8 protein-coding genes are annotated in these 11,816 nt (G+C 45.6%); 6 read left to right on the top strand and 2 right to left on the bottom strand.

Going from position 1 to position 11,816, the window contains the following annotated elements; translation table 11 throughout:
- Positions 1-302: 302 nt before the first annotated feature.
- The gene (locus MMG82_RS16085) at positions 303-1,595 is read left to right on the top strand and encodes an aminotransferase class I/II-fold pyridoxal phosphate-dependent enzyme (protein WP_047538434.1); all 1,293 of its coding nucleotides are present in this window, start codon (positions 303-305) and stop codon (positions 1,593-1,595) included.
- Between the two features lie 78 nt (positions 1,596-1,673).
- Here MMG82_RS16085 and MMG82_RS16090 read toward each other — a convergent pair whose 3' ends face one another.
- Both MMG82_RS16090 and MMG82_RS16095 read right to left on the bottom strand, forming a co-directional pair.
- Positions 1,674-4,826 (bottom strand): DUF2339 domain-containing protein, encoded by a 3,153-nt coding sequence (locus MMG82_RS16090; protein ID WP_241407099.1) that lies wholly within the window; start codon positions 4,824-4,826, stop codon positions 1,674-1,676.
- A 211-nt stretch (positions 4,827-5,037) separates the two neighbouring features.
- A complete protein-coding gene (locus tag MMG82_RS16095) occupies positions 5,038-6,171 on the bottom strand; it encodes a methyltransferase (protein ID WP_172591066.1) in 1,134 nt (377 codons plus the stop codon).
- A gap of 259 nt (positions 6,172-6,430) precedes the next feature.
- Here MMG82_RS16095 and MMG82_RS16100 point away from each other — a divergent pair, with 259 nt between their 5' ends.
- From MMG82_RS16100 to MMG82_RS16120, 5 genes are all read left to right on the top strand, one after another.
- Complete coding sequence (locus MMG82_RS16100; RefSeq protein ID WP_241407100.1) at positions 6,431-7,093, top strand: alpha-ketoglutarate-dependent dioxygenase AlkB; 663 nt, start codon at positions 6,431-6,433, stop codon at positions 7,091-7,093.
- Between the two features lie 134 nt (positions 7,094-7,227).
- Positions 7,228-7,548: a BolA family protein gene (locus tag MMG82_RS16105; protein WP_037415031.1), complete on the top strand. Its 321-nt coding sequence runs from the start codon at positions 7,228-7,230 to the stop codon at positions 7,546-7,548.
- A 212-nt stretch (positions 7,549-7,760) separates the two neighbouring features.
- Positions 7,761-8,867, top strand: a complete 1,107-nt coding sequence (locus MMG82_RS16110; RefSeq protein ID WP_069453374.1) for a TRAP transporter substrate-binding protein — start codon at positions 7,761-7,763, stop codon at positions 8,865-8,867.
- Positions 8,868-9,022: 155 nt separating this feature from the next.
- Positions 9,023-9,532: an S-ribosylhomocysteine lyase gene (gene luxS / locus MMG82_RS16115; RefSeq protein ID WP_037415025.1), complete on the top strand. Its 510-nt coding sequence runs from the start codon at positions 9,023-9,025 to the stop codon at positions 9,530-9,532.
- 130 nt (positions 9,533-9,662) lie between these two features.
- Positions 9,663-11,714 (top strand): TonB-dependent receptor, encoded by a 2,052-nt coding sequence (locus tag MMG82_RS16120; RefSeq protein ID WP_241407101.1) that lies wholly within the window; start codon positions 9,663-9,665, stop codon positions 11,712-11,714.
- Positions 11,715-11,816 lie beyond the last annotated feature (102 nt).

Genomic DNA, 11,816 nt, shown 5'->3' on the forward strand with positions numbered 1-11,816 from the left:
CCATACCATAGGCCAACTAAAAAAATAAAGCAAGCCTGAAAATGATTGTCATATTAATAACAATATAATAACGGATAAATGGGTGAAACTTATTTTACTCAAAATACTTGTTCTTTAATTGCAGCAGTTAAATTTTAAAGCACTATGTATAAAAATGTTTAGACTTCTAGATGGCCGTCTGGTAGCTTGGGTGCAGTGCACAAATCTTGTGCGGTTTTAGTGTCTATTTTCGCAAAGTGCCCCCAATGTTTGTGTTGGCTTAGGCGCAATGGTTGGGAATTTTTCAGGGGAAGGAAGCAAAAATGAAACTTGAATCACTGGCGTTACACCACGGATATGAGTCTGAGGCAACGACTAAAGCTGCTGCGGTACCTATTTATCAAACGACGTCCTATACCTTCGATGATACCCAGCATGGTGCTGATTTATTTGACTTAAAAGTTGCTGGGAATATTTATACGCGGATTATGAATCCAACGACCAGCGTACTTGAGCAGCGTCTTGCCGCCATTGAAGGCGGGATTGGTGCGCTTGCTGTGGCGTCTGGCATGGCGGCTATTACCTATGCGATTCAAGCTCTAACTCAGGTTGGCGATAATATCGTCAGCACCAGCCAGCTCTATGGCGGTACTTACAATCTGTTTGCCCATACGCTGCCGCGCCAAGGAGTGGAAGTGCGGATGGCGGCCTTTGATGATTTTGAAGGACTTGAAGCTTTAATCGATGCCAAAACCAAGGCGTTATTTTGTGAGTCTATCGGTAACCCCGCCGGTAATATTGTCGACCTTAAACGTTTAGCCGAGATTGCCCATAAACATAGTGTGCCTTTAATTGTCGATAACACTGTCGCCACGCCAGTACTATGTCGCCCGTTTGAGCATGGTGCCGATATCGTTATTCATTCCCTCACCAAATACATTGGCGGCCATGGTACAACCATCGGCGGTGTGATTATCGATTCGGGTAAATTCGATTGGGTGGCGAATAAAGAACGTTTTTCCTTGCTAAATCAGGCCGATCCTTCCTACCACGGCGTGGTCTACACCGAAGCCTTTGGCCCCGCGGCCTTTATCGGACGTTGCCGTGTGGTGCCGCTGCGTAATACGGGGGCGGCACTTTCACCCCACAGTGCATTCCTGTTGTTACAAGGACTTGAAACGCTGAGTCTGCGTATGGAACGTCACTGTGCTAATGCGCTCGCGTTAGCCGAGTATTTGATACTGCATCCTTCCGTTAGCTGGGTAAATTATGGTGCTCTGCCGAGCAGTCCTTACCGTGAGAATTGTGAAAAGATCACTGGCGGTAAAGCCTCTGGGATCATCAGTTTTGGTATTAAAGCGGTAACGCCAGAGGAAGGTAAAATCGCGGGAGGTAAGTTTATTGATGCCCTGAAGATGGTTTTGCGCTTAGTGAACATTGGTGATGCGAAATCGTTAGCTTGTCATCCTGCCAGCACCACCCACAGACAGCTGGATGCGAATGAACTTGCTAGAGCTGGGGTGTCTGAAGATCTCATTCGTATTTCCGTCGGCATTGAACATATCGACGATATTATCGCCGATGTTTCGCAGGCGCTGGAAAAAGCATTGATGTAAAGTTTGTCATATCATCGTATGTGTTTGAAAAAGGCCGCTAGTAGAAGCGGCCTTTTGCGTTTGAAGGATAAACGTCTCTTACTCATTTGCTTCTTGAAGGCGGTTACGCGCTTTTTGATAGAAGTAAGATACGCTCAGTAAAATGACTCCAATTAACATAAAGGCGATGACTTTTTGCACCAGTTCGAAGGACGCCATATCCAGTAATAACACCTTGAGCGTGGCTAAGGTAAAGATCCCTGCGGCGAGGCGGATCATATCCGCATGTTGGGGTTTTAAGCTGATAAACATCAATACACTGCCATGCACCACTAATAAAATCGCACTGAGCGGCGCGGCAATCATGTTATCAAATACATAACTCCAGGTGAGATAGCTGAGCGCAAGTAATCCATGCCAACCCCATTTTAACCATTGCAGCGGTAAGAAGCGTCGATGTAAACGGATAGCAACGCCGCGGCGTAATATCAGCGTGGCAAGCAATGCTAAGGCGGTAAATTCGCAGAGGATCAGTAACGCATTATTCAAATCTACTCTCAACGATATCTCAAAATGCAGCAGGATAGGCAGCAGCGCTAGGCCAAGGCAAAGACCGTAGGCAAGACTGTAGCTTGAGCGCACTGCGGCTTGGATTTCACAGGCAATGTGACCGAATAAGCTGGTCTTTTCGCCCGTATGGTTAGTCCCTCTTTGGAGTAATAGTGCAAAGTAGCCACTGAGCGCTAAAGCCGTCATCGACCAAGCCACCACATCAGTGCGATTTAATCCATAGACAAGTACGGCCAACGGCAGTGCAAAGTAATAGGGACTCAGTTGCCATTGAAGGGTTAATAGTAGCCGCCACCTGTCGGGGAGAGTGCGATAACGAATGAGTACAAATCCCATAACAAGCATGCCAATCAGCAGCGCAATAAGCCCTTGCCAGATTTCAATCAGACATAAGCTCGCTGTGGTGAGTATGGCAAGCCAGGTCAGAATTTTAGTTTCAATCTCAAGGGCTTTGTGTCTAACCACATAGGCAAGTCCAAGGCTGAATAGGCTGCTAAGCCAGAATGCGGCTGCGGTAAACTCCCAATAACTGCGGATGACTTTAGGTAATAAAAACAGTGGTAAAAGAAGATAACAGCCGATTTGTATCTGTTTAGCGGCCTGAGCGAATAAGGATTCTGGATAGCATCTACGATACCAATAATGACCCAATAATAGGGCTGCGAACAATTCAATCCGCGCGAGTTTGGCCATCAGTGGCTGTGCACTAAAACTCATGCTGCCGGAGAGAGTAATGCCTTCGATTACAGCGAATAGCAATGGTAGCAGCAATAGCCAGGCGGCAAACTCACTGACCACCAGTTTGTCTTTGCTACTTAAATATAAGAGTAACAGGCTAAGGAGTGGCATAATGGCGAGGTAGTAATCACTGCTAACAAGATAAGCTGTAATCAATAGCGTCGCGACATAAAACCCGCTGAGGCTTTCTTTTAGCAGATAACAGAGTTGCCCTTCTAAGGTGGAGAGTGTTGATTCATTAGTTTTTAATTGATTGATTGTAAATAACAATCCGCCAGCACTTAAAGCTAATGCGATAAGGGGGAAGCCAAGGGCACCCACTGGCGATAAGCCGCCGAGTTCGAGTAAGGTCAAGCCCGAGAGTAGGCTGTAGGCATTGAGCGCCAGTCCCATCACTAGCAAGACATAGGCTTCGGCGCGCACTGAAATCAGTTTTTCGTTGAGCCCAATCCACAACAGCAATATTGCCTCGAGTAGCAATACTAATCCTAAGAAATCATGGCTTACCAGATAAAGTGCCGCAAAGGCGGCAAAGCTTCCGCCAAACACTAGCAAGAGGCTAGATTGGGATTTAGCGAGCCGATTGTTAAGTTTAAGGTATAGCCCTACGCAGACTAGTGCGTTAGCGATAAAGATTTCCCCTGCAAACTCAGTAAATTGTGTCAGTTCAAAAATCACAAAAGCCAATAACGCAATCGGCAGTGCCAATACCCTATGGCTTAGTGATGTTGTCGATGAGTTAACGATAAGCCCAGCTAGCCCATAGAGATAAAAGAGCGCGTTAAGACTCAAAACGGCCAGCACAGCTTCGCCGTGCCATTGCTGGAGTGGTAAATCGACAAAATAGCTGAAGGCTTCAATACAAGCGATATGTAATAAGGCGGTCATTTCAAGCAGTAATGGCCACTGCAATTTGCGGCTTTGTGCTAATGCCCCAGTACCAATCAGCAGTAAGTAGGGAATATATAGCAGCGGCGCATAGCTTTGGGATAACAGCATCATTGGTGCCGTTGAGCCACCAATTAAGGCGATGACCGCAATGACTTTGGCATCGAGGCGCATTGAAAGGCCATAGCCCGCTAAGGTAATCAATAGCAATAGAATAAAGCTGGCGCCGTTGGGAATAATCTCAAAATAGGGGCCAATAAAATAAGCGCACAGGTAGTTTAAGATCAGCCCTAATCCAACGATTCCCGAGCCAAAGTCGGCCATACCTTGGCGTTTTTGACGGATAAAAATGCCGCCAGCGATTATCGCATTAGCACAGCCAAAGCCGAGCAATGCTTTACCGAGTTCAGAAAACCAGTGATTGATGGAATATTGCAGCAGATAACCAAAACCTAGGGTGAGGGTAATAATGCCGGCCACAGTCATTAAAAACACTGGCCCCAAGCCCTTCGCTTGATAATGTTGATAGAAGCCTTTTAGCTGTTCTTTTATGGCCACAAAGGGAGCCATTATTGCGGCAACGCCTTGCGATAAAAAGGCTTCTACTTGGGCTTCAACTTGGCTTGTTGCTTGAACACCTAGTTCTACCCGAGTTTGCTTTATCAGCTCGATATCAGTGGCTTGTGGCGAATCATGTTGCTCGCGAGAGCGCGGGTTAGTTTGGCGCTGCCATGGATCATCCTGCCAAGGTGACGTGGCTGGGGCTTGTGACTTAATAGGATGTGAAACCGTTTCGGACTGCAGAGCGGCATGGCTCGCCATTGCGTGGGTATCTGTTGTGATCGCAATCGGGGATGACTCGGTAGCAGATTGCTCAGTTATGCTGCTCGTGTGAATAAAACCATTATTTTGCTGTTCAAGCTTTAAGCTTAAGGAATCGAGTTTGGCTGAGAACTCAGCTAGTTGGCGGTCAAGTGAAGATTGCTGCGCGAGGTGCTGCAACGTTAATTGCGTCAATTCTGCCTTGAGTTGCTCTACGTCATCCTTTAACTGCATATCAGTATCCTAAATACGCTATCCATATAAATCAGGTACATAAAAGTCTAAGTTGTTTAGTTTTATGTATTTGCTTTCGCGGATTGTACTGACAACTTCGGGCGGCGGCTAGTTAAAAGCCGCTGTTCAGAACATTCTGATGATGAGCATCTGAGCTAATTTTGCGAAAACAGCGCTAATCGCTAGCGCCAGTTTCGCGGTGTAGAAAGGACTATTTTTGGGCTTGCAGGATGACAAATTTGCCATTTGAGGCAACGGTGGTGCAGTTTTTAAATAAGCGTTGTAATTTCACATGGTAAGCCAAGTGACGATTGCCCACTATATGTAAAATCCCACCATTTTTTAACCGACGACGGGCATCTAAAAACATTTGCCAAGCAATATGATCGGTAATGGCTTCGCCCTGATGGAAGGGCGGATTACACAGTACTAAATCAGGCTCTATATCATCGGGAAAGTGGCTCATGCAATCATCCCAATGAAAATGTCCCTTGCCTTCGGGGAGTTGATTGGTTGTCCAATTGGCCTTTGCCGAGGCAACAGCCATTTCGGAGTCATCGATAAAATGGATATCGGCATTGGGATATAATTGGGCGGCACGAAGCCCGAGCACGCCATTACCACAGCCAAGGTCGACAACCGTTTTAAACTCTCCTTGGGGTAGATTATCGAGCATAATTCGTGCGCCAATATCGAGCTTGTTGGCGGCAAATACGTTGCTTAAGTTGCTGATTTTCAGTTTAAACTCTGGAATATCCCAAATGATTTCATTTGGCAGTGTTCTTGGCTTACCATCACTAATACAAGTGATCACGCGGGTTTTCTTCCAAGCAAGGCTGGCGCTCGCTGGCCCCAAGTGTTTAGCAAATAATGCCAGTAAACTCGCGTTGATTGATTTGGCTTTTGCGCCAACTAAGACGCGACAGCCAGCGGGTAATACCTGCGACAGGCGCATGAGCTGGTGGGCAAAGTAGGTGAGATTCTTCGGTAATTTCATCAACACTAAGGCGACATCTTGAGGCAAGGTGTCGCGACTGGTAAACCATTGCAGGTTATCCATCGGCAATTGATTGCGATGATGATTTTGCTCGGCACCTAAAAAACTGGTTCTGGCATCGGTTTCAACGCGAAGCGGCCAGTTGGGATTGATACGCGAGAGGGCGCAACTTAAGGCGCCAAAACTATCGTTAATAATGGCCGTTGGCACAGCTGGTTGTTCACCTTCAATCAAACTATTGATTAAATGCTCGTCTGCGGCATCCCACGCTTGAAGATTCGATTCCTGCGATGCGGGATAGCGAAATAGTTCGAGTTCTATTCCTGCTACTGAAAATTGTGTCGTCATGTTGTGTTGTGCCAATAAAAATAAGGCGCTGATTATCGCAGATTTCATGGCCGCTTGCGATGTTTGCCTTAGTTTGTAGACCTTGAGGTATGCCTTTGATGCCGTACCATGGCAGCCAAGTTTACTGGTCAAATTTGAATCCTCAGACTGAGGCTGGATACACTGTTGACTCGCAACGCTGCGCAAACCTACGTAAAACACTACTATCATTGGCGTTAGGCTGATTGTCGAAAGAGCGAACTGTGAATAAGGTGGGGGTATGAAACAAGCTGAATTAGGATTCGAATTTGAGGATTATCCTTTGGATACACCTGATGATGTGCTTGCCATCGAAAGCCTCGATATTGGACAACTCGAACCACCTATCACCTTAGTGCGGGATTATCTAGGTAAGGCGCAGCAAAATGCGTTGATTAATGAGGCGCAATCATATCCGCTTACTCGCCCGCAAATTCAAGTGTTTGGACGATACCATTCGATCCCTCGCCAGCAGGTTTGGTATGGCGATTTGGGATGTGACTATATGTATTCGGGGCTATTTATTCGCGCCTTGCCTTGGCCTCAGTATCTGCAAAAATTACGCGATAAATTGCAGCGAGATTTTAGCCTTGGCAGTAATGGGGTGTTAGTTAACCGTTACGTCGATGGCCAGGATTGTATGGGAGCCCATAGTGATGATGAACCTGAAATTGCCCACGGCAGCGATATTGCCTCAATCAGCTTAGGTGCGACTCGTGATTTTGTGATTAAACATAAACATAGCAAGCTTAAATACACGATTAGTTTACATAGTGGTGATTTATTAATTATGCACTGGCCTATGCAACGTGATTGGTTGCACAGTGTACCTAAGCGCCTAAAGATCATAGAGCCTCGTTGGAACTACACATTTAGGCAACTTATCGTTAATTATCATGGATAATTGAAAGGTTATTGAATTCAAAATGTTGTCGGATTTGTTAGGTTTTAAGTTGCAAAACGGGCGCTGAAATTTGATCTTTTATACTTGAAGCAGTACTCTGCGGCCACTGGATTTACCCATATTGAGAGTTGAATATGTCCAATACCCAAGTGCAGAGCACCGTGGCTGAGACCATCAATCAGAAGTTAACTGAGAGCTTCTCACCAACCTATTTAGAAGTGCTAAACGAAAGCCATCGTCATCATGTACCTCCTAATTCAGAGACTCACTTTAAAGTTGTGGTGGTCAGCGATGAATTTGAAGGGCTCCGTTTGCTTGCCCGTCATCGCTTAGTGAACAACTGTTTAGCCGATGAGTTAGCTAATGGTGTCCACGCGCTTTCTATTCATACCTTTACTCAAAGTGAATGGGCGACGAACGTCGAGGTGCCTAAAACCCCCAATTGTCGCGGCTAATTAACGCTATTTAGGACGAGTCATGCTTAAAACAAAAAGCCACTTTAATAAAGTGGCTTTTTGTTTTAAGTCAAATTGGTCTCATTCTTAGGTTCCCCTGTCGAATATTCTGTGTTAACAATATGTTCTATTTATCGAGTTAAGCGCCTATTTTCTACAAAAAGAGTGCTATTTTTCATGTGGTTAACAGTTTTTGTTGCGGGGATTGCGTGATGCGTTATTTGGGGGGGCTGTTATTTGCGGTATTGTTTTTTGGCGTGACTGGCTGTAATCCCTCATCTCAACATGCGGAGTCTATTTCCGTTGCTGAAAGGCCTCCTGTTAAAGAGGTGATTGAATGGCGTTTAGCCACTTCTTGGCCAAAAAATTTTCCTGGGTTAGGCATGGCCCCTGAGCGTTTTGCCACGCTTGTCGATGAGATGTCCCACGGCCGATTGCACATTAGCGTCTACGGCGCGGGAGAATTAATGCCTGCCTTTGCTGTATTCGATGGCGTTAGCCAAGGTAAAATCCAGATGGCGCATGCAGCCTCCTATTATTGGAAGGGCAAAGCCCCCGCCTCCCAGTTTTTTTCTTCAATTCCCTTTGGGATGACAGCACAAGAGATGAACGGCTGGTTACATTATGGTGGTGGTATGGCGCTGTGGGAGGAAGTCTATCGTCCCTTTGGCATTATCCCTCTGGCTGGTGGTAATACGGGAATGCAAATGGGGGGGTGGTTTAATAAACCCATTAATACGATAGCTGACTTTAAAGGATTGAAGATCCGCATGCCAGGACTCGGTGGTGAGGTGCTTAAACGTGTCGGTGCTGTGCCCGTCAATATGCCAGGAAGAGAACTCTATGGTGCTCTGCAAACTGGTTCAATCGATGCGGCTGAGTGGGTTGGGCCTGTGAATGATCTCGCCTTTGGCTTACATAAAGTGGCTAAATATTATTACTATCCCGGTTGGCATGAACCAGGTTCCAATATGGAGTTTTTAATTAACAAGGACGCTTTTGAGAATCTGCCTAAAGATTTGCAAGCCATCGTTAAGACGGCTGCACGTGCCATTAATCAAGATATGTTGGATGAATACACCACGCGTAATGTCAGTGCACTTGAAACTCTCGTAAAAGAGGAAGGGGTAGAGCTTAAGGCGTTTCCGTCTGCTGTGTTAACTGAACTTGAACGGATCTCACAACAGGTGATTGCAGAGCAGGCGCAACAAGATCCCATGATGGACAAAGTGTATAGGGCTTATCATGCTTATGAGCAAGGCGTGCGTGAATACCATAAGATTTCTGAAGATGCCTACAGCCAACAACGACAGCATTAATGATGGCTATTTACCCAAAATGTTCATATTAGCACCTTACTGATATGAGATGATTTCATCTTGCGTTAACTTGTTACTGTTTGGTGTTATGCTTGCACTCATATAAATAGATAGCGACAGTGGCGTTGTATCGCCCTGATAATTTGGAGATCCCTATGCCATTACTTGATAGCTTTACTGTTGACCATACTCGAATGAATGCACCTGCTGTGCGTGTCGCCAAACATATGACTACCCCCAAAGGTGATGCGATCACAGTATTTGATCTACGTTTTTGCGCGCCGAATAAAGATATCCTAAGCGAGCGTGGTATTCACACTTTGGAACATTTATTTGCAGGCTTTATGCGTGACCATCTAAATGGCAATGATGTGGAAATTATTGATATTTCGCCAATGGGCTGCCGCACTGGGTTTTATATGAGCCTGATTGGTGTGCCCACTGAACATCAAGTGGCTGATGCTTGGCTTGCTTCTATGGAAGATGTGCTGAAAGTTGTTGAACAATCTGAAATTCCTGAGCTGAACGAATATCAATGCGGTACCTACGAGATGCACTCTTTGGAGCAAGCACAGGAAATTGCACGCAATATTATCGCTGCTGGTGTGAGTGTTAACCGCAACGATGATTTAAAACTCAGTGATGAGATTTTAGGTAAACTCTAAGCCACAAATATGGGCTTAATGCGAAAGCGTCAAGAAAGCGACATTAGTCGCTTTTTTTTTCGAACTAATTCCGCTATTTTACAAAATAACAACAAACGCCGTACGCTAACAAAAATTTTGGGAGCTTGGTATGCCAAGTCGCTATTTTGTCATGTCGCTGACCGCGCTGGCGGTTTCCTGTATTTACGCTAACTCACTCAATGCAAATCCCCTTTATTCTCAAACGCTCGATTTAGCCAAGCTCAATGATCAGTACCATTCCAGCGATGATGCGATGCAATTAAGCAATCTTAATAGCTTAACCTTGCTTCGAGCCGACCATAGTGGCAATTCCGCCAATATCAGTATGCGTTCTGCCAGCCAAGGTGTCGCTGTAATGCAAGATCGGGTGTATTTCTCACCTGCGCCTTACTCAGCCCCTCAACTGCAACTCTTACCCCATCTTTTATTACAGCAAAGTGTGACGACTACACCACTGGCCAATATGGCTGTTGGTGGTCAGGGAGCGTTTGGGGTTGTAGATTATCAAAGCCTTAACATTATTGAGCGCCCGCAATCCGGCAGTGTTCAAATTGAGGGGACAACGGATTCCGATGTAAATGCTGGCCTGCGTTGGGGCGTTAAGCAAAAAGAATACGGAGCCTTATTTGCCGCCAATTATTTAAAACAACAAGGCGATGCGAATTTTTTAAACGGCAGTGATGCTGACAGAAAAAAAACGGATATCTTATTTAAGGTCAACGCCACGAGCTTGCTTGGTGCTCGCAGTCCACAGCAAACTGAATTTACCTATCAATTTATCGATGACGATAGTTATCGCTCATTGCTTGGGATAACGGCTGCCGACTGGCAGCAAGATCCATTACAGCTATATTCCGCTACAGCACAAGATACCCACCAAGGGAGACAGCATAAATACCAGTTATCACATCAAGTGGATTTGGGTGACAGTCGAGTGATTAGCGACTTTTACTATCAATCATATTCACAACAACTGGATCAGCTTGGCGTGTTTAATGGGCAAAATATTGGCTTGGGAACCCTTTACGACATTGCCGCCTTTGACCGAAATCCCAGTGTTAATGGTGCCGATATCAATATGTTGGTACAAGATAATGATTACAGTGCGTTTGGTGCTCAGACTCAGGCGATAAACCAATATGGAGAGCATCAAATTACCTACAGTGCTCGTTATCATACCGATAAAGCCGAAATGCGTTTCGGTGATCAAACGGCTTTGTGGCAAGCGGACAGAAGTATAGTGCGTGATGAGTCTAATGCGGTGTTAGCCTACACCGATGATGCCACTGCGCTGACGTCGGCAATCGACTCTTTATGGCGTTGGCAAGGTATGCAAATCAAGTTAGGGCTTACTTACGAGCATGTCAGTGTCAATCGTGAGCTTAGCTTAGTCTTTGCAGGGCTTGATGAAGCGGACTTTTCTGATAGCGATTGGATGCCACAATTTGGTGTGCTGTATGACGCTGGCGATTGGCGCTTTAGTACTGATATCCGCCGAGCGTGGGCAGCCGCGAGTGCAGGCAATCTTACTCAGGAAGCACAGGAGTCACTCCATTATCAAGTCAGCGCCCAATATGCGAGCGAAGGGATTAAGGCCGATTTGCGCGCCTATGTGCAAGAATTTGATAATCTACATGTTGATTGTGATAGCTATTCCATGTGTGTTGATAGTCGTCTACTCACCCAAGAGAATATTCCTGATGTGCTCAGCTATGGGATTGAACTCGGCCTAGGTTATCAGTGGATGCTGGGTGAATTTGAATTGCCCTTAGGCTTAAGCTATCAGTATCTTAGCGCTGAATATCAGACGAGCACCTGCACCGATATCCAAGGTTGCGTCCTGGAGGGCGACAAACTGGCTTGGTTACCCGAGCATCAATTGCAATTGAGTGCGGGGATTGAATACGCCCAATATCAATTAAACCTTGTTGCTGCTTATCAATCTGAGCGTGATTTCAGTCAGTATGGTAGTGAGTTGCAGCGTGTTGACGGTCAATGGCGTGCCGATATAGCGGCTAATTACGATATTGATAAGCACCATCGATTGTATGTTCGGGTCGAAAATCTACTTGATGAGTCCTTGGTAACCTCAGCATCAAATAGCGGAATTCGAGTAGAAAATGGACGGATCAGCTATTTGGGCTATCAATGGCGTTTCTAAACTGAGTTAAATCTTGTTTGACGTTTGTTCAGCAAGAAAGCGAAAAGGTATTTATATTTCTGGTTATCTTGATATATCGACCTTTTGCTAAATTAATTCTTT

The organism is Shewanella sp. MM_2022_3, assembly GCF_022557375.1.
GTDB classification, from domain to species: Bacteria; Pseudomonadota; Gammaproteobacteria; order Enterobacterales; family Shewanellaceae; genus Shewanella; species Shewanella xiamenensis.

Bases quoted from the DNA above. Each gene is read 5' to 3' on its own strand.
- MMG82_RS16085 (WP_047538434.1), top strand. From the start codon at position 303: ATGAAACTTGAATCACTGGCGTTACACCACGGATATGAGTCTGAGGCA.
- MMG82_RS16090 (WP_241407099.1), bottom strand. From the start codon at position 4,826: ATGCAGTTAAAGGATGACGTAGAGCAACTCAAGGCAGAATTGACGCAA.
- MMG82_RS16095 (WP_172591066.1), bottom strand. From the start codon at position 6,171: ATGACGACACAATTTTCAGTAGCAGGAATAGAACTCGAACTATTTCGC.
- MMG82_RS16100 (WP_241407100.1), top strand. From the start codon at position 6,431: ATGAAACAAGCTGAATTAGGATTCGAATTTGAGGATTATCCTTTGGAT.
- MMG82_RS16105 (WP_037415031.1), top strand. From the start codon at position 7,228: ATGTCCAATACCCAAGTGCAGAGCACCGTGGCTGAGACCATCAATCAG.
- MMG82_RS16110 (WP_069453374.1), top strand. From the start codon at position 7,761: ATGCGTTATTTGGGGGGGCTGTTATTTGCGGTATTGTTTTTTGGCGTG.
- luxS (WP_037415025.1), top strand. From the start codon at position 9,023: ATGCCATTACTTGATAGCTTTACTGTTGACCATACTCGAATGAATGCA.
- MMG82_RS16120 (WP_241407101.1), top strand. From the start codon at position 9,663: ATGCCAAGTCGCTATTTTGTCATGTCGCTGACCGCGCTGGCGGTTTCC.